19 protein-coding genes are annotated in these 20,032 nt (G+C 68.0%); 9 read left to right on the top strand and 10 right to left on the bottom strand.

The features are described from left to right. Window positions 1-72: 72 nt before the first annotated feature. Both AVL48_RS08230 and AVL48_RS08225 read left to right on the top strand, forming a co-directional pair. Window positions 73-1,272 (top strand): glycosyltransferase 87 family protein, encoded by a 1,200-nt coding sequence (locus tag AVL48_RS08230; protein ID WP_061981319.1) that lies wholly within the window; start codon window positions 73-75, stop codon window positions 1,270-1,272. Next, window positions 1,272-2,021: an SDR family NAD(P)-dependent oxidoreductase gene (locus AVL48_RS08225; protein ID WP_061981318.1), complete on the top strand. Its 750-nt coding sequence runs from the start codon at window positions 1,272-1,274 to the stop codon at window positions 2,019-2,021. The genes AVL48_RS08230 and AVL48_RS08225 overlap by 1 nt, the downstream gene beginning before the upstream one ends. On the opposite strand, the gene AVL48_RS08220 is transcribed toward AVL48_RS08225, so the two are convergent. The 4 genes from AVL48_RS08220 to AVL48_RS38125 are packed head-to-tail and all read right to left on the bottom strand — an operon-like array spanning window position 1,947 to window position 5,516. Next, window positions 1,947-3,029 carry a methyltransferase gene (locus AVL48_RS08220; RefSeq protein WP_061981317.1) on the bottom strand — a complete coding sequence of 361 codons (1,083 nt, stop codon included), beginning with the start codon at window positions 3,027-3,029 and terminating at the stop codon, window positions 1,947-1,949. The two genes, AVL48_RS08225 and AVL48_RS08220, sit on opposite strands and share 75 nt — an antisense overlap. Beyond that, complete coding sequence (locus tag AVL48_RS08215; protein WP_061981316.1) at window positions 3,026-3,676, bottom strand: DUF6875 domain-containing protein; 651 nt, start codon at window positions 3,674-3,676, stop codon at window positions 3,026-3,028. Before AVL48_RS08215 ends, AVL48_RS08220 begins: the two co-directional genes overlap by 4 nt. Beyond that, window positions 3,676-4,881, bottom strand: a complete 1,206-nt coding sequence (locus tag AVL48_RS08210) for a cytochrome P450 family protein (protein WP_061981315.1) — start codon at window positions 4,879-4,881, stop codon at window positions 3,676-3,678. The genes AVL48_RS08215 and AVL48_RS08210 overlap by 1 nt, the downstream gene beginning before the upstream one ends. 2 nt (window positions 4,882-4,883) lie before the next feature. Next, a complete protein-coding gene (locus AVL48_RS38125; RefSeq protein WP_208616218.1) occupies window positions 4,884-5,516 on the bottom strand; it encodes a class I SAM-dependent methyltransferase in 633 nt (210 codons plus the stop codon). A gap of 166 nt (window positions 5,517-5,682) precedes the next feature. On the opposite strand from AVL48_RS38125, the gene AVL48_RS08200 reads away from it, so the two are divergent. From AVL48_RS08200 to AVL48_RS08185, 3 genes are all read left to right on the top strand, one after another. After that, on the top strand, window positions 5,683-7,191 hold the full coding sequence (locus AVL48_RS08200) for a hypothetical protein (protein ID WP_061981313.1): 1,509 nt from the start codon (window positions 5,683-5,685) through the stop codon (window positions 7,189-7,191). A 10-nt stretch (window positions 7,192-7,201) separates the two neighbouring features. Then, the gene (locus AVL48_RS08195) at window positions 7,202-8,668 is read left to right on the top strand and encodes a hypothetical protein (RefSeq protein WP_061981312.1); all 1,467 of its coding nucleotides are present in this window, start codon (window positions 7,202-7,204) and stop codon (window positions 8,666-8,668) included. A gap of 406 nt (window positions 8,669-9,074) precedes the next feature. Then, the gene (locus tag AVL48_RS08185; protein ID WP_061981311.1) at window positions 9,075-10,310 is read left to right on the top strand and encodes an HNH endonuclease signature motif containing protein; all 1,236 of its coding nucleotides are present in this window, start codon (window positions 9,075-9,077) and stop codon (window positions 10,308-10,310) included. A gap of 362 nt (window positions 10,311-10,672) precedes the next feature. On the opposite strand, the gene AVL48_RS08180 is transcribed toward AVL48_RS08185, so the two are convergent. Continuing rightward, a complete protein-coding gene (locus AVL48_RS08180; RefSeq protein WP_061981310.1) occupies window positions 10,673-11,872 on the bottom strand; it encodes an FAD-dependent oxidoreductase in 1,200 nt (399 codons plus the stop codon). Between the two features lie 20 nt (window positions 11,873-11,892). Then, window positions 11,893-12,459, bottom strand: coding sequence for a TetR/AcrR family transcriptional regulator (locus AVL48_RS08175; RefSeq protein WP_061981309.1), 567 nt, complete (start codon window positions 12,457-12,459; stop codon window positions 11,893-11,895). Window positions 12,460-12,688: 229 nt separating this feature from the next. Here AVL48_RS08175 and AVL48_RS08170 point away from each other — a divergent pair, with 229 nt between their 5' ends. Together AVL48_RS08170 and AVL48_RS08165 are read left to right on the top strand one after the other, a co-directional pair. Beyond that, a complete protein-coding gene (locus AVL48_RS08170) occupies window positions 12,689-13,057 on the top strand; it encodes a hypothetical protein (protein WP_061981308.1) in 369 nt (122 codons plus the stop codon). An 89-nt stretch (window positions 13,058-13,146) separates the two neighbouring features. Continuing rightward, the gene (locus tag AVL48_RS08165) at window positions 13,147-13,335 is read left to right on the top strand and encodes a hypothetical protein (RefSeq protein ID WP_061981307.1); all 189 of its coding nucleotides are present in this window, start codon (window positions 13,147-13,149) and stop codon (window positions 13,333-13,335) included. 59 nt (window positions 13,336-13,394) lie between these two features. Here AVL48_RS08165 and AVL48_RS08160 read toward each other — a convergent pair whose 3' ends face one another. Further along, a complete protein-coding gene (locus tag AVL48_RS08160) occupies window positions 13,395-14,351 on the bottom strand; it encodes a GlxA family transcriptional regulator (RefSeq protein ID WP_061981306.1) in 957 nt (318 codons plus the stop codon). A gap of 86 nt (window positions 14,352-14,437) precedes the next feature. Here AVL48_RS08160 and AVL48_RS39485 point away from each other — a divergent pair, with 86 nt between their 5' ends. Continuing rightward, complete coding sequence (locus AVL48_RS39485; protein ID WP_167386340.1) at window positions 14,438-14,581, top strand: hypothetical protein; 144 nt, start codon at window positions 14,438-14,440, stop codon at window positions 14,579-14,581. Between the two features lie 193 nt (window positions 14,582-14,774). After that, complete coding sequence (locus AVL48_RS08155) at window positions 14,775-16,523, top strand: BCCT family transporter (RefSeq protein ID WP_177242301.1); 1,749 nt, start codon at window positions 14,775-14,777, stop codon at window positions 16,521-16,523. Between the two features lie 73 nt (window positions 16,524-16,596). Here the strand turns inward: AVL48_RS08155 and AVL48_RS08150 are convergent, their stop codons facing one another. The 3 genes from AVL48_RS08150 to AVL48_RS08140 all read right to left on the bottom strand — a co-directional run bounded on the left by AVL48_RS08150 (window position 16,597) and on the right by AVL48_RS08140 (window position 19,985). Beyond that, the gene (locus tag AVL48_RS08150; protein WP_061981305.1) at window positions 16,597-17,070 is read right to left on the bottom strand and encodes a carboxymuconolactone decarboxylase family protein; all 474 of its coding nucleotides are present in this window, start codon (window positions 17,068-17,070) and stop codon (window positions 16,597-16,599) included. A gap of 29 nt (window positions 17,071-17,099) precedes the next feature. Beyond that, window positions 17,100-17,963 (bottom strand): sigma-70 family RNA polymerase sigma factor, encoded by an 864-nt coding sequence (locus AVL48_RS08145; protein ID WP_061981304.1) that lies wholly within the window; start codon window positions 17,961-17,963, stop codon window positions 17,100-17,102. 138 nt (window positions 17,964-18,101) lie between these two features. Further along, entirely contained in the window at window positions 18,102-19,985 is a 1,884-nt protein-coding gene (locus AVL48_RS08140; RefSeq protein ID WP_061981303.1) for an OmpL47-type beta-barrel domain-containing protein, read from the bottom strand. Window positions 19,986-20,032 lie beyond the last annotated feature (47 nt).

Here is a 20,032-nt window from a genome sequence, read left to right as displayed (position 1 = left end):
GACGGAAGTCGCCTCTCGACCCCCTCGGTACAGTCCGGGGGCACTCACCGCCGTCGAAGGAGCCACCACACGATGCTTCCCGCCACGTCGCGCGGGCGGGCCTCGTGGTCGCTCGGCGCGTTCGCCGCCTTGGCGATGGCTTGCGTCGTGGTATGGGCGACGGCGGGCGACTCCCACAGCGACCTCGAGATCTACCGCTTCGGCGTCGACACCCTGTGGAACGGCGGCGATCTCTACGGCGCCCTGCCGCTTTCCGACGCCGGTATCCCGCTGCTGTTCATCTATCCGCCGTTCGCCGCGCTGCCGCTCACCCCGCTGGCCCTGCTCCCGTGGACCGGCGCGGTGATCCTGCTGTTCGCGCTCAGCCTGGCCGCGCTGGGGGTCACCTTCTACGCGATCACCCGGAGCCTCTGGCCGTCCGGTGATCGGCGGAAGGCACTGCTCGTCGCGGCGCTGGCGATCACACCGTCACTCTTCCTCGAACCGGTGCGCCAGACCCTCGGCTTCGGCCAGATCAACCTGCTGCTGATGGGCCTCGTAGCGGCCGACTGCCTGCTGGCGCGGGGCCGCTACCGGGGCATCGGCGTCGGTCTCGCCGCGGCCGTGAAACTGACGCCGATGGCGTTCCTGCTCTTCTTCCTGCTGCGCAAGGACTTCCGCGGTGCGCTGACCGCCGCGGGCAGCTTCGTCGCCGCCTCGGCCCTCGCGTTCGCGGTCGCCCCGGAGGCCTCCGCCCGATACTGGTTCGGCGGGCTCGCCGGAGCGTCGGGGATCAGCGGCACCTCGTTCCACACCAATCAGACCCTGCAGGCCGTGCTGGCGCGGTTCGGGGTCGACTCCGCCGCCGCGAAGCCGTGGTGGCTCATCCTGACCGGCGTGCTGCTCGTGCTGGTGACACTGACGATGTCCCGTTCGGCGGTGGTACCCGCGCTGCTGCTGAACGCGACGTTCGCCCTGCTCATCTCGCCGACCTCGTGGTCGCATCACTGGGTCTGGATCGCCCCGGCGCTGTTCACCACCGCGGCCTACACGGTGCTCAGACGCCGGAATCGACGGCAGGCGGCGGCCTGGCTCGCCGTCACCGCGGTCGTCGCCACGATCTTCGTCGCCGCGCCGTTCCGGTATTTCCCCGCCTTCGACCGACCGGGTCAGACGTGGACGACGGCACAGCAGTGGCTGGGGAACTGCTACGTCCTCGCGGGCCTGGGCTTCGTGGTCGTTTCGGGGGTACTCGCGCTGCGCGAACACCGCCGGTCACCGAAAGGACTCTGATGCTGGACTTGAGCGGCACCACCACCCTCGTCACCGGGGCCAGTGGCCGCATCGGCCAGGGCATCGCCCTGCGCTTCGCCGAGGCGGGCAGCGCCGTCGCCGCGCACTACCATCGCGACAAGGCCTCGGCGGACGCGCTCGTCGACCGGATCGAGGCGGCCGGAGGCACCGCCGCCGCGTTCGCCGCCGACCTGTCCGACGACGATGCGTGCCGACGGCTCGTGGCCGCCGCCGCTGCCTGGACCGGACGGCTGGACACGCTGATCAACAACGCCGGCGTGCAGCCGGTGGAGCCGCTGCCGGGGATGTCCGCGGAAAGCTGGCGCGCCGTCCTCGACACGAACCTCACCAGCGCGTTCAACTGCACGCAGGCGGCGGCCGAGGTGATGACCGGCGGCAGCGTCGTCCACATCGCCTCGATCGAGGCCGCCCAGCCCGCGCCGGGACACGCGCACTACAGCAGCGCCAAGGCCGCACTGGTCATGCACGCCCGCGCCGCCGCGCTCGAATACGGGCCGCGGGGGATCCGGGTCAACGCCGTCTCCCCCGGCCTCATCGACCGCCCCGGCCTCGGCGACGACTGGCGGGACGGCGTCCGGCGCTGGGCACAGGCCGCGCCGTTGAGCAGGCTGGGCACCCCCGACGACGTCGCGAACGCCTGCCTGTTCCTCGCCTCACCGCTCGCCGCGTGGATCACCGGGCACAACCTGACCGTGGACGGCGGCGTGTCCGCGCACCCCACCTGGTGACGGCGTCGCGACCGCCTCGATGACCGCGACCGCCGTCGGCAGCCGGTGCACCTTCCGCACGGTGAACCCCGCCTTGCCGAGCAGGTCGCCGAACTCGCGCCCGGACCGTTCCTCGCCACCCAGCACGGTCATCATGTACAGGTCCATGAGCGCGGCGAACCGCGCGTCTTGGCCGGTCCCTCCGTCCTCGACCACCCGCTCGATGATCATCAGCCGCGCCTCGCGGGGCATCGCGCGACGGCAGACCCGCAACAGTTCGACACCGCGTTCGTCGTCCCAGTCGTGCAGGATTTGGCGCAGTACATAGAGATCACCTCCGCCGGGCACCTCGGCGAAGAAGTCGCCGCCGAGGGTGGTGCACCGCTCCGCCAGCCCGGCGGCCCGCATCCGCGCACTCGCCGTCGCGGCGACCTTCGGACTGTCCAGCAGCACCCCTTCGGCACCCGGATACTCGCTCAGCAACCGGGCGAGCAGCGCCCCGTCGCCACCACCGACGTCCACGATCCGGCGGTACCCGGAGAAATCGACTTCGGCGAGCAACCGGTCGATCTCGAGTTCCTGGTCGTGCGTCTGCGATCGGTCGAAAAGCGCGCGCAGCCGCTGATCACGGCCGAGGTGGGTGAAGAAGTCCACGCCCAGCCGTCGATCGAAGGCGGGCGCGCCGGTGCGCACGGTCTCCGCCATCCCCGTCCACGCGGCGCCGATCTCCCCCGCCGCCAGCAACGCGGTCGGCAGGGCGGAGCCGGGTGCGCCGGCGCACAAGGCCGCGCCGAGCGGTGCGAGCTCGTACGCGCCGTCGTCGCGGGCGGTGTAGAGCTGATGCGTGGTGAGCGCGCGCATCAGCTGCGCGAGCCGCCGAGGATCGGCACCCGCCCGCGCCGCCAGTTCGGAGACCGACAGCGGTCCGGCGGCGAGCAGGTCGGAAAGCCCGAGTTCGGCCGCCGTGCACACCGCGCGGGAAAGCAGCTGTCCGAAGACCAGCTGCCGGATCTGCACGCTCTCGGTCATTTTCCTCCTCCGTAACGGTTCCAGGCTCGCCGGTACAGCTCGCCGATGAGCGGGTCGGTCCGCGATCGCCTGGCGTGCAACGCGAACCGGGCCGCGTACTTCCGGAACCAGCCCCGTTCCACGTGCAGGAACAACGCGTCGTGCGGGGCCATGTGCCGGATGGCGTAGAGCGCGATCGGTGACCGCGACACCGGGAACCCCGGATTGCGGACGGCGGGCTCGGCGCAGGCAGGATGGAACTGGCCGATCATCAGCCCCTCGCCGACGGCCAGATCCTTGAGCCCGCCGTAACTTTCGTCGATCCGCCGCCAGCCCTCCTCGACGGCGTCCGGGAGCACCACCAGCACGCTGTCCAGCGAGATCCCCGACTGCTTCGGTGGCTCGGTCAGCCGTTTGAACTCGCTCAGCTCCGCGCTGACCAGTCTCCGCAGCTCGTCGGCGTCGCACGCGTCGACGCCGTAGTGGAAGCTGAGGCGGATCGCGCCGGTCTTCAGCGCGCCGGGCACGAACGGGCAGACCGGCCCGGGCCTGCCGATGTGCGCCGAGGGCGCGCTCACGTAGTCGCGCAACCAATCCAGGACGGTCGACATGTCGATATCGAGCCGGTCGCCGCGGGGACGTTCCGGGGCGACCGCGACCTCCGGCATCACCTCGGCTCCACCCGGTAACTGACCGGCAGTTCGGCCGGACCGCGGAAATGCATGCCAGGACGCCATTTCAGCTCGTCCGGGTGCACGGCCAGGCACAGTTCGGCGTAGCGGTCCAGCAACCTGCCGATGGCGATCTCGCCTTCGAGACGGGCCAGCGCCGACCCGATGCAGGTGTGCACACCGTGGCCGAAGGCGAGGTGTTTGCCCGCGGACCGGCGGATGTCGAAGCTGTCGCCGTCCGGGACATGCGCCGAATCGTGCCCGGCGGACCCCAGCCCGAGGAACACGATGCCGCCCGCGGGGATCGGCACGCCGCCGATCTCGATGTCCTCCACGGCGAACCGCATACTCGCGTTCATCGCCGGCCCGTCGAACCGCAGTACCTCTTCGATCGCCGACGGCAGCCGTTCCGGTTCCGCGCGCAGCAACGCGAGCTGGTCGGGATGGCCCAGCAGGTGGTAGACGGTCGCGCCGATGAGGCTGATGCTCGTCTCCTGGCCGCCGAGCAGCAGCAGGAACACCATCGCGACCAGTTCGTCGTCGGAGAGCGCGTCCCCTTCGTCGCGGGCCACGATGAGGTCGGACAGCAGGTCTTCGCCCGGGGTCACGCGCTTGTCCGCGATCAGGGCCCGGGCGTACTCCTTCAGTGACTTCGTCGAGGTTTCGAACTCCTCGCTGCCGGTCGACTGCTCATCGGAACCGAGGACCGACCACGCCCGGAACGCCTCCCAGTCGCGTTTGGGCACGCCGAGCAGTTCGTAGATCACCGTGATCGGCAGCAGGCCGAGCGTGTCGATCAGATCCGTGGTGCCCTCGTCGCCCATCTCGTCCAGCAACTCGTCGGCCAACCGCGTGATGTGCGGCCGCAGCGACTGGACCCGCCGCGCGGTGAACGCCTTCGCCGCGAGCCGCCGCAACCGGGTGTGCCGGGGCGGATCGCTGGCGAGCATGTTCTTGGTGAGCACGTCGCGCACGTACTCGCCGGGCAGGGCCTCCGGTGGCAGGAACCGCTCCAGATCCTTGGCCAGCCGCGGATCCGCCAGCCACGCGCGGACGTCGTCGTGCCGCGAGACCAGCCACGCGGGCATTCCCTGCGGCAACAGGAACCGGTGCACCGGATCGTGCTCGCGGAGCCAGGCGTAGGTCGGATAGGGATCACGGATGAACTCGGGGCCGAACAGTTCCTTCGGTTGAACGGACACGCTTATCCCCCTTTGTTCGGCACGCGGCCGCTGATGATCGTGTACAGACCAGCCCAGATGACCGAGGTCCGGACGTCTTCGAGATGTTCGTGCGCCAGCCGCTCGATCGCCCTCGCCCGGCCGAGATCCGAGCCGACGAGAGGAGCGCGGAAGCGCGCGTAGGCGTTGATCGCCGGGTGGTACCAGCGGCCCCGCGCCGGAATACCGTCGGCGATCACGACACTGCCACCGGGCCGCAGATACCCGAGCGTGTGCTGGAAGACCTCGGCCGGCTCCGCGGCGCTGAGGCTGAGCACGAAAACCGCGGCGTCGGCCTCGGCGCCCGGGTCGAATTCGGTCATGTCCTCGCACCGCAGTTCGACGTTCTTCCAGCCACCGTGGGAAACCCGCTGCCGTGCCCGGTCCAGCATCGGCTCCGTCAGGTCGATCCCGATGACGCGGCCCGACGGCCCGACGCGCTCGCGCAGCATCGAAAGCATCAACCCGGTCCCGCACCCGACGTCCACCACCGTGCCGCCGTCCGGGACCGCCACCGTACGCGCGACGATTTCGTGGATCTTCGGCCCGGCGCCGAATGAGAAGAACGGGAATGCCTTGTCATAGATCGCAGCGGCATGCCGGTAGCGTGGGTGCATGGTCCCGGACATTAATCGGGCCCGCTCACGCGGTCATCCTCTCGCGTGCGGGGAACGCGCCCGGAACACTCGCACCCGCGAAGATGCAGCGTCGTCGCCACCACCACGAGAATTGCCCCCAAGTCAGGCAAGCCCTGCATCTGGCGGGGGGAGATGAGGTGGTCTTGTGGAGAACGTTCTGAAACTGGTGGCGAAACGTCAGGAAGATCTCGATCGGCACCCATTGTTCGAATGGATGAACTCGGCCGAAACGCCGGTTCCGGATCCGTTGCTGATCATGCCGGCCATGGCGACGTTCTCGATGGGATTCCGGGACGTGAACAAGTGGGTCTTCCGGTATCCGGAGGCGGCGAACGAGCTGGAACGCGGCATCAACATCCACTCCTTCGAGGATCAGACTCACTCGCGGCTGTTCCTCGAAGACTGGAAACTGCTGGGGTTGAACGAAAGACTCGGCTGGAAGGCCAGCGACACCTTGTGGTGGCTGTTCCTGTCCGAAGCGAACGAGGTCGCCCGCGGCCACGGTGTGTACTTCCTGTCGATGGCCATCGCCGACACCAAGGACCCGCTCCTGCGGTTCGCCCAGTCGGAAATGATGGAAGCCCTCGGATCGGTGTTCTTCAAGCACGCGTCGAAGATCGCCATCGGCTTCACCGAGCGCACCGGAATCGAGCTCCCGTACATGGGCCCGTTCCATCTGGCGCTCGAATCAGGCCACATGGATTGCGAAGATCTTTTCGTCGAGCAGAAACTGGACGACGAACGGCTCGCGCAGGCACTGAAACTCGCCGACACGATTTACGAGATCTTCTCCGACCAGCTCGACATGTGGATGATCTACGCGGAAAAGTACATTTCGCCCGGCATCGCCCCGCGACCCGATCTCCGGCCGACGATCAATCGCGCCGCCGCCGGCTTGCCCGGGCTGCGACCGGGCACCGGCGGTGTCGTGCACGCCAGCCAGGAGCCCCTGCAGAGACTGCTGGCCGAGCGCCGGAAGCGCAGTGAGGCGCACCCGTTCTATTCCTGGCTGGAGAACCGGGGTGACCGCATCACCGCCTTGCAGGCGCTGCGCCGGTTCATTCCCATGTGGGCCATGGACGTCATGGGCTACCGCGACCTCAACCGCTACGCGATCCGGTACGCCGAACCGTCGTCCGACCTGCACCGCACGGTGAACGCGTGGGTCGACGACCTCTCCACGCACAACACGCTCTTCCTCGACGACTGGAAGCAGCTGGGGCTGGACGAGATCCTCGGCTGGAACAGCAGCGACACCCTCGAATTCTGTTACCTGGACCCGCAGACCGACGTGCACCGGCGCAACATCGTCCGGTTCACGGAACTGGCGGCGGGCAACGAGGATCCGCTTTCGCGGCTGTGGCTCATGCACGCGCTGGAAACCAGCGGTGAGCCGTTCTTCCGGCACACCAAGGCACTGGCCGGCGAGGTCGAGGCGAACACCGACCTTCGGCTCGACTATCTCGGCGACCGCCACGAGCTCGCCCACCAGCCGTCGGTCTCCCCGCTGGCTCTCGAATTCAAGGACCGGCCGATGGACGCGGCAGGCGTCGAGATCGCCGCCGAGATGATCGAGACCGTGTTCGACGCGGCCGACGAGCAGCTCGAGATCTCACTCGACGTCGCCCTTTCGAACAAGTTCGGCATCCGGTGAGGAGCGCGACGTGAAGGACATCCTGAACTACGTCGAGGAGAAGGTCGCCGCGCTCGACGACCATCCGCTGTTCGACTGGCTGGCCTCGGACGAGACGCCGCTCAAGGAACGGCTGATGATCCTGCCGACGGTGGCCACGGTCGCGATGGGGTTCCGCGACGTGAACAAATGGGTGCTGCGCTACCCGAACGCGGCGAACGACCTCGAACGCGGCATCAACATCCACACCTTCGAGGACCAGACCCACTCGCGGCTGTTCCTGGAAGACTGGCGGCGGCTGGGGCTGGATCGCCGTCTGGGCTGGGACGCCTCCGACACCCTGTGGTGGCTGTTCCAGGCCGAGGTCAACGAGGTCATCCGCGACAAGTGCCTGTACTTCCTCTCCATCGCCGCGGCCGACGGCGGTGATCCGTTGCTGCGGTTCGCGCATGCCGAGGTCGGCGAACTGTGCGCGCGGGAGCTGTTCTTCAAGCACATCTCCGCGGTCGCGGGGCAACTCGCGGAGCGCACCGGCCTGACCATGCTGTACTTCGGCGCCCACCACATCGAAGCCGAAGGCGAGGGCGCCGAGGGCGTCTTCGAGTCCGTCGTGCTCGACGACGCGCACCGCGAGCGGGCCCGCGAACTGGCCGACGTCATGATCGGGGTGTTCAGCGAGATCCTGGACGCGATCCACGGCTACGTGCTGAAGCACGTCGTCACCGGGACCCTCCCGCGCCCACGCGCACTGGAACCCGTCGTCCCGGCCGCTTCTGTCTCGGCTGATCAGATCACCGCGCATCCCACGCAGGAGCCCTTGCGGGAACTCCTGCGGGAACGCCAAGCCCGGCACGCCACGCATCCGTTCTACACCTGGCTCCGCCACCGAGGCGACCGGGTGCCCGCCATCAAGGCACTGCAACGGTTTCTGCCACTGTGGGCGATGGACGTCATGGGCTACGCCGACCTCGGCCGCAACGCTTTCCGTTACCCGGCACCGGCTTCCGACCTGGAGCTCGCCGTGAACGACTGGGTCGCCGGGCTGACCGCCCGCGCCGAGAAGTTCGTCCACGACTGGAAAGCGCTCGACCTGGACGAACTCCTCGGCTGGAACGCCGGCGACACCCTGGAGTTCTACTACCTGAGCCGGACGATGGACGTGCACCGGCACCACCGCGTCGTGCTGACACAACTGGCCACCGGGCATCCCGACCCGATGTCGCGACTGTGGCTGACCAAGGCTCTTTCGTCCGCGACAGACGTTTTCCTCCAGGGAACGGCGGTTCTGGCGGCGGAGGTGGAAGCGGCGGGGTCGCTGCGACTGGAGTATTTGTCCGGACGTTCATCCGTGGCCGCGCCGGAGTTCCTGGGGCACCCGGTGACGCCGGAGCAGCGGGACGTCGTCGCCGGGATGATCGACACGGTCTTCGGCTTCATGGACCGGCAGCTGGATCTCTCGCTGGATGTGGCACTCTCGAACGAATTGCAGATTCCTTAGGGTTCTGTGTTCTCGTGAGGGGTAACGGCGGCTCTAGCCACGGGAGCCTCCGGCCGTGAAGGTCATCACCAGCCTCAGCAGCAACATCAGACGCAACGGCGGCGCATGACGGCCGCCTTCCCTAGGCTCAGCCGAGGAAACTCGACCTTCACACCTTCCCAGTACATGATGGCCTCCTTCCTTGCGCCTAGCGCAAGGAAGGAGGCCATCATGTACTTCACGCCGCCAAAGACGCAGGCCCCGAGTAGATACCTAAAGAGGGTTCGCTCCAACCGTCATTACCATTCACGAGACTCCGTGCAATCACCTCGCGGTCTTCGCTCCCCTGTCGGGTGAAATGGAAAGCTTGCAGTCGTTACGCAAATCGCGGTAGCACAGGTGTTCGATCTTCAGTATCGTTGAGGTCGTGGCCAGCGAAAACAGTCCCCAGGCGGTGCGCTCCGAGTGGTGGCGCGCCGATACGGCGACGCTGCATGCCCGCAAGCAGGAAATCGAAATCTTGAAGCGGCAATTGGACGCCGAGCAGAACGCGATCCTGGCGGAAATCAACAACCGGGGTGTGCGTGGCTGTTCCGGTCATTCGACCCTGGCGGCGCTGATCTTCGAGGACTTTCATGTCACGGACAAGGAAGCCGGTCTTCGTGCCGACCGGGTCCTAGCCTTGCATCCCGCGGTGGTGATGGGAGGCGAGGTCGTACCGCCTCTGGCGCCCTTGACCGCCGAAGCCGCCGCCGAAGGCGCGATCGGGGGCGGGCAGATCGACGCGATCATCCGCACCCTGTCCCGGATCCCGTCCACGGTTCCGGAAGAAGATGTGCGGGGCGGGGAGAAGATCCTGGTCGACCTCGCCCGGCACGCCGGGCCCCGGCAGATCGCCCGCGCCGGACGCCGCCTCCTCGACAAACTCGACCCGGACGGGAAAGAGCCGCGGAGTGAGGACCCGAAGGATGCGCGGCCGGAGTTGCGGTTCGTCCAGCACCGTGACGGCACCCTCGGCCTCAAAGCCACCCTGGACCTCGAAACGTATGCGCGGTTGAAGTCCGACCTCGACCCGATGGCGAAACCACACAAAGCCATCGACGGAGTCCGGGACTCCCGCACCCAAGACGAACGCTACGGGGATGCCTTCACCGACTACGTGCGACTCAAGACCACCAGCCGCAACCTTCCCGGACAGGCCGGGGAAGCCACCCACATCCTCATCACCATGTCCTACGAGGATCTGATCAACGATCTCGGTGAAGCGCACCTGGATCTGGTCGGGCCGATCAGCGCCACCGACGCCCGCGTCCGACCCGGCGTCCTCGGCACCGCGGGCGAACCGCTGGACATCGGCCGCTCCAAACGCACCGTGTCGTTGGCCCAGAAGTACGCGTTAACCATCCGCGACGGCGGATGCGCCTTTCCGGGTTGCGATATGCCCGTACCGCGCTGCACCGCACATCACATCGTCTTCTGGCGACACCACGGCGAAACCAAAATCGACAACCTCGTCCTCCTCTGCACCAAACACCACCGCCTCATCCACCACAGCGAATGGAAAGTCGCCATCGCCCAAGACGGACTACCCGAATTCACTCCACCCTCCTATCTGGACCCGTCAGGAGAACCGAGACGCAACACCATGCACCTCAGGACATAGACCGACCCGGAGGGTATACCGTCAGCAATCTGCCCCGGCTACACGCAATTCCTCTGCGGGCCGCGAGTGGTGATTCGTGTTCTACCGAGGGGTAAATCAAAGGTGCCGGGCCCCGATGCGACGTTGGGGCAGCGTTCTTACCCCGGGCGGCCCAGTTGTGGCCCGGGAGAAGGTCGTGAGCGGCCTTTGGGCTCCATCGAGGGCTAGGGCAAGGTGGCGTGTTACGCCCAGGGGCGCCCCTCGCGTGGCATGCGAAGGTCACCCCGTTTCGCGGCCGCGGGGGATTCCTCGCCGAGAGGTCCCGAACGTGACCGCTGTGGGGAAATAGGGACCCCCTCACTAAGCCGACCGGCGAAACACCATCACGAGCCGCTCCGTATCTCGGCCCCCCGCCGCAGATTCGTCACAAGCGCCGTCGACTTCCCCGTAACAGCCGCCGCCAGCGGACGTTCAAGCCCCGGAAGCCGCGCCACCCGAAGCAGGACCCGGCGCGCCTGAAGCAGGAACCGGTTCGCGGGCAGGAACCAGCGCGCACCTCGGCGAGCGACCTGTTGCTTTTCGGTCACCACCGGACGGACCAGCTTTTCGTACTCCGCGAAAGCGGCGTCGATCGAGGGCGCCCGCGTGAGCCGGTCGGCCAGAACGAACGCGCCGGCGATACCCAGCGAAGCGCCCTGCCCGGCGAGCAGCGAGACGGCGTAGCAACTGTCGCCGACGAGAACGACCCGGCCGCGGCTCCACGACGGCATTTCGATCTGCGCGACCTGGTCGTAGTACACCTCCCCGGAAGGCGGGCAGCGTTCGAGAGCTTTCGGCACCGCCCAACCGAGCGAGCCGTACGTAGCGCGGAGAGTCCCGCGTGCGTCCTCGGGCAGGGCCGGATCCGCCGCGCGGTGCACGGCGAAGGCCGCGAGCTTGCCGTCTCGGAGACCGTAGAAACCCATCTGCATCCCGATGGTGTCGGTGAGGCAGAACCGATCCCCCACCTCCTCGCGGATCTTTTCGTCCTCGAAGACGAACGCGGCCGTGTGAAACCCGAGATAGCGCAGGAACCGGTCTTCGTCACCGAAGACGAGCCGTCGCACGGTCGAATGGATCCCGTCGGCACCGACCAGCAGATCGGCTTCGAGCACCTCCCCGTCCGTCAGCGTGATCCGCACCCGGTCGCCGAGATCCTCCACTCCCGCGACCCCCGCTCCGAATCGGACGTCCACTGTGGACGGCAGCCCGGTCCGCAGCACGTGCTCCAGATCGGGCCGCATGATGCTGCACAGGCGGCCCCGTACCGATTTGGCGAACCGGACGTAGTCGATCGCCGCCCGAGGGCGGCCACGGTCGTCCAGCAGGGTGGCTTCGTCCACCCGGTATGCCGCGTCTTCGACTTGGGGAAGCAGGCCCATCTCCTCGACCGCGTCGAATCCCGGGCCGAAGAAGTCGATCATGTAGCCCTGCGCTCTCGGTCCCGCGGCTCGTTCCAGCACGACGACCTCGACGTCTCGCGCCGCGAGCCGGTGCGCCAGGGCCAGGCCGGTGATCCCGGCACCGCAGATCGCCACCTTCATCGGGGTTCCTCCCTTTCGGTTCAGCGGACGAGACGGCGCAGGACGGCCGCGACGGACCCCGGGTCGGACTCCGGTTCGAGCGCGCGGTGCAGCAGGAGCCCGTCCACCGTCGCGAAGAGCACCGCGGCCGTGCCGTCGGCGTCCACCACGCCGCGTTCAGCCAGCCAGGCGCCGAACTTCGTCCGCAGTCCGGCGAGCACGTCCCGGATTCCCTGCCGCAGGGTCTCGTCCCGGGTGGCGGCCAAGTAGGCCTCGGTGAACAGCAGCGACATCGGATCCGTGCCGGAGTACCCGCCGATCGACGCCAGCACGGCGTCCACCGCGGCTTCGGGGGTTTCGGCGGTTTCCAGCACCGGTTCGAAGGCTCCGGCGACCTCGCGCATCGCCCCCAGTACGGCCTCGATCAGCAAGGCCTGCAACGAAGGGAAGTGGTAGTGCACGACGCTCGGCGTGACACCCGCGCGCTCGGCGAGGATCCGGGTGCTGACCGCGGACCAGCCGCGTTCGGGAACCAGCGCGACCGCCGCCTCCAGCAACCGCCGCCGCACCAGCTGACCGCGCGCCGCGGCCGGGGAGTCCACCACCATCGCCTCCTAGGGCGTTCGTCCTGTACGACTGCCCTGATCATACGTCCGGATTTGGCCGCGTCGCAACCGCGCTGGTCCACGGCGTCACCCGGACGAGTGAACGGAACCGGCGATGACCACCCGTTCGAAGGACAAAAGCCGCGCCTGCTTTCAACATCCTTAGCGGTTGCCAAGCGGCCGTTCCTAGCGTCGATCACGTCCCACTAATTGACCACAAAGGACGGTCGACATGAACACCACCAGGAAGATCGGACTGCTTTCCGCCGTCGCCGCCGTCGCCGCCGTGCTGGCCCCGGCCGCACCGGCGAACGCCGCCGAGACGGCGGTGACCGGGGACTTCGCTTGCGGGATCGCCACTTGCAGCTACGTCTTCAGCAAGAAGGAGACGAACACCATCGCCAGGGACGGCCTCGCCGCGGCCGGACTGTGCGGCGCGATTCCCACGCCGGGCAACGGTGCGTGCGCGGCCGCGTTCGCGGTCGTCGTCGTGACCGCCAAGGTCGCCAAAGGCGAGGGAAAGTGCGTGAAACTGAACGTCGCGAAGGTCGCGCCGTATCCGTCGTGGACCTCGGTCGACGGGAGTTCGCGCTGCCGCTGACCGGACGGGAGGACTCCGGCAAAAATGACCTCGCTCCGCGTCGGGACCGCCGCCAGACTTGCTCCTCCAGAACCACCCTTGGAGGACATATGATCTCGAAGCCTCGCGTCGCGTTGGGGATGTTCGTGCTCGCCTTGCTGGCGGGCGGGCTGATCGCACTGCTGGTCTCGCTCGACGCGGGCGCTTTCTGGGTGAGGACCCTGCCGATCGCCTTGATGGTCGGCGGGGCGACCATCGCCCAGTCCCTCGGACTCTTCACCAAGGCGCCGAGGGACTAGGCAACCTCCCGCCCCCGTCGCGCGTTCCTCGGGAAGCGACCGTCCTTTCCGGACACGGACTAGACGCGCTGCGGCGCGAAGGTGCGACGGTAGTCCTGCGGGGAGACCCCGACGACCTTGTGGAAATGGTGCCGCAGCAAGGCGCCCGAGCCGAACCCGCAGCGGCGGGCGATCTCGTCGATGCCCAGTGTCGTTTCCTCCAGCAGCGACCTCGCGTGCAGCACTCGCTGCGTCGAAAGCCACCGATGCGGCGTGGTGCCCGTCTCGGCGACGAACTTGCGGGCGAAGGTGCGCTCGGACATCTGCGCGCGGCGCGCGAGATCGGCGACGGGATGTTCCCGGTCGAGGGTGTCGAGCATCCAGGCGAGCACCGGCTGAAGACTGTCGCCGGTGCATTCCGGGATGGGCGTCTCGACGAACTGGCGCTGTCCGCCCTCGCGTTGCGGCGGCACCACCATGCGCCGGGCGATCACGGTGGCCGCGGCCGAGCCCAGCTCACGCCGCACCAGGTGCAGGCACGCGTCGATGCCGGCGGCGGTCCCCGCGCTGGTGATGATGTCGCCGTCGTCGACGAAGAGGACGTCCGGGTCGAGGTGGGCCCGCGGGAACCGCTTCCGGAACTCGGCGCTGCGGCGCCAGTGGTTCGTGCATCGTCTGCCGTCGAGCAGGCCCGCGGCGCCCAGCACGAACGCGCCGGTGCAGACCGAAAGCAGGGTGGCTCCCCGCGCCGAAGCCGCGCGGAGCGCTTCGAGCACCGCGGCCGGATACTCGTCGCGGACGTCACAGGCGGGGACCACGACGAGGTCCGCGTCCTCGGTCGCTTCGAGGCCGAATTCCGGGGTCACTTTGAGGCCGTGGCCAAGACTCAACTGCTCTCCCGCCCGCTCCCCGCACACGCGGAAGTCGAGCGGCGGCACTCCGTCATCGGAGCGGTCTTCGCCGAACACCTCGCAGACGACGCCGAACTCGAAGGGGGCGAAGTCGTCCATCAGCACCACGGCGACGCTCTGCATCATGCGGCGAGCATAGCTGGCAGGATTTTGACGCACAACGACAGAACAGCCACTTTTGGCAGGATGTCGAGTGGCGCAAACTTACCGCCATGACCGCATTCATCGCCACCCTCGCCCTCCTCGCCCTGGTCACCTACCTCCTGCAGCGCAACCACGCCCGGCAGGGACGCCCGGATGCCGCCGGCGGCGACCCCATCGGTCGGCCCTTCTGGCGAGGTGGCGCCACGAGCTGAACTCACGGTGTCACGAGCGACACGTTCTCCGCCGTCGCCGACCCCGCATCCGCCGAGGTCGGCGCCACAATCACGGGTCTAAACCTCAGTTGCCGCATTTTCTGCCGGTTACCGGTTTTCTGGTTAGGGTGCGGTGATGCAAACGGGTTGACTCGGGCGGAAGGAGAGCGCGCTGTCATCGGCGCGGTTGAACATGAGTTCGCAGGACGGGAAACAAGCGGAAGAAGAGGTCCTCGCGGAGACCGCGACCGACCTCGCACACGCACCGGATACGACGGGTCCGGGGCACCCGCCCGATGAGCACGTCCCTCTCGATCTCGCCGCCGACCGACCCGCCACGACCGACCGCACCGTTTTCGGTGTGGCGGCGGCCCTCGCGCTCGCGATCATCCTTTGGGGCGTGCTCGCGCCGGAGAACCTCGCGAAAGTCGCGTCGACCCTCCTCAACGACGCCGTGATCCCTTATGGCGGTTGGGCTTTCGTCCTCACCGCGAGCGGTTTCGTGCTCTTCGCGGTCTGTCTGGCCATAAGCCGCTACGGCCGGATCCCCCTCGGCGGGGACAAGGAACTTCCCGAATTCCGGACGTCGTCGTGGATCGCGATGATGTTCAGCGCCGGGATGGGCATCGGCCTGATGTTCTTCGGTGTGTACGAGCCGGTCTCCCACCTCGCGAGCCCGCCACCGGGCACCGCGGCCCCGAATTCCGACGAAGCCGTCCACACCGCGATGGCCACGACGCTGTTCCACTGGACCGTGCACCCGTGGGCGATCTACGCCGTCGTCGGTCTCGCGATCGCCTACAGCACCTTCCGGAAGGGCCGCACCCAGCTGATTAGTTCGGTGTTCGCCCCGCTGATCGGCAAGCGGCGCACCGAAGGCCCGCTGGGCAAGGCGATCGACATCATGGCGATCTTCGCCACGTTGTTCGGTTCGGCCGCCTCCCTCGGTCTCGGCGCGCTCCAGGTCGGCGGCGGCCTCGGTGCCGTCGGCTGGATCGACAACCCCGGCAAGGGCCTGCTGGTCGCGATCATCGCGATCCTCACCATCGCGTTCATCGCTTCGGCGGTTTCCGGCGTGGCCAAGGGGATCCAGTGGCTGTCCAACATCAACATGGTGCTCGCCGCGGTGCTCGCGGTGTTCGTGCTGGTGGTCGGGCCGACCGTGCTGATCCTCAACATCGTGCCCGGCGCGATCGGCGACTACTTCCGTGAGCTGGCGGAGATGTCCGGCCGGACCGGGATGACCGGCGGCAACGAGATGCAGACCTGGCTCGGCGGCTGGACGGTCTTCTACTGGGCGTGGTGGATCTCGTGGACGCCCTTCGTCGGCATGTTCATCGCGCGGATCTCCCGCGGCCGCACGATCCGCCAGTTCATCTTCGGCGTCATCGCGATCCCGAGCGTGGTGAGCCTGATCTGGTTCGCGATCTTCGGCGGCGCGGCGATCAGCAGGCAGCGGGCAGGTACCGACATCGCGGGCGCGGGCAGTGCCCAGTCGGCGACGTTCGAACTGCTCGAGACACTGCCGTGGTTCATCCCGATCGCGGTCCTGGTGATGATCCTGGTGTCCATTTTCTTCGTCTCCGGCGCGGACGCGGCGTCGGTGGTGATGGGCACCTTGTCCCAGCGCGGAAGCGTGCATCCGAAGAAGAACGTCGTCATCTTCTGGGGTGTGCTGATGGGCGCCGTCGCGGCGGTGATGCTGCTGGTCGGCGGGGACAAGGCGCTGACCGGTCTGCAGAATCTCACCATCCTGATCGCGGTGCCGTTCGTGTTCGTGATGGTCGGGTTGTGCGTGTCGGTCTGGAAGGATCTGCGCAACGACCCGCTGATGAAGCAGGAAGACGCGATGATGCTGTCGCTGAAGGAACTCCACGAGGAACGCACCAACAGCGCCGGTGGACGCCGCCGCATCCTCGGGCGGGCGAAACAGCGCTCCTGAGCTCGCAAGTACATGAAGGCCCCCATCCTGTACCCAGGCGCAAGGATGGGGGCCTTCATGTACTTCCGGTGTTTCAGTGCGCGAACTGGCCGGGCGTGTAGTCCCCCGCCGGCTGCCGGGTGATGACGTTCAGCCGGTTGAAGGCGTTGATGAGCGCGATCTGCATCGTCAAGGCCAGGAGCTGTTCGTCGTCGTAGTGCTTGGCGGCGGACTCCCACACCTCGTCGCTGACCCCGGCGCTGTCGGCGATGCGGCAACCCGCCTCGGTGAGTTCCAGTGCGGCGCGCTCGGCCTCGGTGAAGACCGTCGCCTCGCGCCAGCACGCGACCAGGTTCAACCGGACGGTGGTCTCCCCCGCCGCCGCGGCGTCCTTGGTGTGCATGTCCAGGCAGCCCGCGCACCCGTTGATCTGGCTGGCCCGGATGTTCACCAGTTCCCTTGTCGTGGCGGGGATTTCGCTGCTTTCGAGGAGCCTTCCGGCCGCCGCGAGATGCTTCACGAGCTTCGGCGCGAGAGCGGTCTTGAAGACTTCCAGCCTTGCCTGCATGGGATTTTCTCCTTCTCGTCGGTGTTCACTTACTTCGACGAGGAGGGCTCCCAAGAGGTAACACCCATGGCCGCGAGGCGACGTGGATCACTCACGGAGTCGATTCCGGCGATGCGGCCGTCGACGACGGTGCACGACATCACGCCCAGCAGCTTGCCGGTCCTGCTCCACGACACGACCCCCGGCTTCCCGTCGACCAGCGCGGCACGCGTGGTGACAGCGGCGCGCGCCCCGCGCTGGACGCGCGTGGCCACCTCGGCCGCGCCCAGCCGCACGACCTCGCCGTGCCTCGTCTGCGAACGCCAGGTCACGTCGGGGTGGAGCAGCTCGATCAGTCCGTCGAAGTCCCCTTCGCGCGCGGCCGCCAGGAACGCTTCGACCACGGCACGCTGCGACGACTCGTCGGCCGGACGCCGTCCCTGCACCTTCCGGCGCGCGCGGCTGGCGAGCATTTTGGCGGCGTCCGGGGATTTGCCGAGGATCTCGCCGACCTCGGTGAACGGGACGGCGAACAGATCGTGCAGGACGAACGCCAGCCGCTCGGCGGGACCGAGGGTGTCCAGCACCACGAGCAACGCCACCCCGACCGACTCGGCGAGCATCGCGTCTTCTTCCAGCGAGTCCTCGATCACCAGCGGCTCGGGCGGCTCGTCGTACGAATCCTCGGGGCGGGTCTTGCGGGAGCGCAGGACGTCGATGCAGACGCGCCCGACGACCGTGGTCAGCCAGCCGGAGAGATTGCCGATCGTGTCGGCGTCCTGCCGGGCCAGCCGCAGCCAGGCCTCCTGGACGGCGTCCTCGGCGTCGGCGCGCGAGCCGAGCATCCGGTGTGCCACCGCCACCAGGCGCCCGCGCTGCTCCTCGAACGCGCTGGCCAGGGCTTCGCCGGTCATGTCGTTACCTTTCTCGCGCCCGATCCGTCATGGACATGACGAGCGCCGCACGGAAAAGGTAACGCGCCTTGCGCGTGAAGGCCCCCTTCCCTCGGCTGAGCAGAGGGAAGGAGGCCTTCACGCGCTACGAGGAGCCGCTCAGACGTCCCGGATCGGCGTCTTCACGACCTTCTTCATGCCGGGGTTCTTCGTCTCCGGCCTCTTCTGCGGCTCGGGCTCGGCGGTGGAGCCGCCGATCCCGGACTCGATCGCCGCCGTCACGATCAGGTTCCGCTCATCGGACGAGACGACCTCGCGGTCGAGTAGTTCCTGTGTCACCGCGCTGACGTAGGTCACGAACTGGTCGTTCGACGAGTAGTCCGACTCGTCGTCGAGCACGTCGTTGATCGTGCAGCCGTTGCCGGTGTCGCGGTTCTCGACCTGGCTGTCGGCCGAGCCGAGGATCACGGTGTCCCGGAGGTCGGAGTCCGGGCACGCGTCCGGACCCGGCGGCGCGGCGACGATGGTGAACGCGCCGCCCTGCTCCGCCGAGACGTTGCCCGCCTTGTCCGACGCGCGGTAGGTCAGCGTGTGCGTGCCGAGCACGGTCACCTTCACCGGCGCGGTGTAGACCGTCCAGGGCCCACCGTCCAGTTTGTACTCGACCTTGTCCACACCGGACCCGGTGTCGGTCGCGGTCAGGTTGACCGTCGCGTCCTCGATGTAGGACCAGCTTCCGTCCAGATCACCGCTCACCACCACGGAAACGACCGGCGCGGTGCTGTCGCCGCCCGCGACGATGGTGAACGTCGCCGCGCCCTCCGCCGAGACGTTGCCCGCCTTGTCGGTGGCGCGGTAGTTCACCGTGTGAGCGCCGACGACGGTCAGCGCGAGCGGCGCCGAGTACGTCAGCCACGGGCCACCGTCCAATTTGTACTCGACCTTGCCGACACCCGAACCGGCGTCGGTGGCCGTGAGGGTCACTGTCGCCTTGCCGACGTAGTCGCCCGCGGCGTCCTTGGTGCCCGTCACTTCGGACGTCACTGTCGGCGCGGTCGTGTCGCTGCTGACGACCGTGAAATGCGCCATACCTTCCGGCGAGACGTTGCCCGCTTTATCCGAGGCACGGTAGGAGACCATGTGCATTCCCGGCGCGGACACCGCGACCGGAGCGGTGTACGCGGTCCACGCGCCTTCGTCCACTTTGTACTCGACCTTGTCGACGCCGGTGCCGGCGTCGGTCGCGGTGAGCTTCACGGTGGCGGTGTCGAGGTAGTTGCCCGAAGCGTCCTTGGTCCCCGTCACCTCGGCGGTCACCGTCGGCGGGGTCGTGTCCCCTGGCTGGCCGGTGACGACGCTGAACGACGCCATCTCTTCCCGGGAAACGTTGCCCGCCTTGTCCGAGGCGCGATAGTGGACCATGTGCGAGCCGACGCCGCTGACCACCACGGGCGCCGTGTACGCGGTCCAGGCGCCGCCGTCGAGCTGGTATTCGACCTTGTCCACCCCGGACTGGCTGTCGGTGGCGGCCAGGTTCACCGTCGCGGACCCGACGTAGTTCCCGGCGGTGTCCTTGGTGCCGGTCACGTTCGCGGTGACCGTCGGCGGCGTGGTGTCGGCACCGCCGCCGTCGGTGACGACGAACTCGCCCACCATCTTGGTGTGGCCCTGGATCGTGCAGTAGTAGCGGTACTTGCCCGGGGTCAGCGTCACCGTGGCCTGGTGCACGCCGTTCTTGTCGTCGTAGGGGTTGGCGAGGATGTTGAGGGTGACGTCGTGGTTGTAGCCCGGGGTCTCGGTGTCGAACGTCAGCGTGTGCGACATCGTCGAGCCGAGCTCTTCGGTGTTCTTGAAGACGATCGTGGTCTCACCGGCCACCGCGGTCGACGGCGCGCTGAGGTAGTGGTCGGTGCTGTCGCCCGCGGTCCATTCCAGGGTCTGGACGGCTGCGGCGACGGCGGGTGCGGACGAGCCCGGTAACACCAGGCCCGCCAGTGCGAGCGTCGCGGCCACCAGGGCCACGACGAGGGTTCTTGGGGACATCGCAGGGAAACCTTCCGTACAGGGAGACCGGCCGGGCGCGAGGGAGG

It is taken from the genome of Amycolatopsis regifaucium, assembly GCF_001613935.1.
Lineage (GTDB): Bacteria > Actinomycetota > Actinomycetes > Mycobacteriales > Pseudonocardiaceae > Amycolatopsis > Amycolatopsis regifaucium.
Note: the sequence above shows the minus strand (reverse complement) of the source record. Positions and strands in the feature narration are given on the sequence as shown.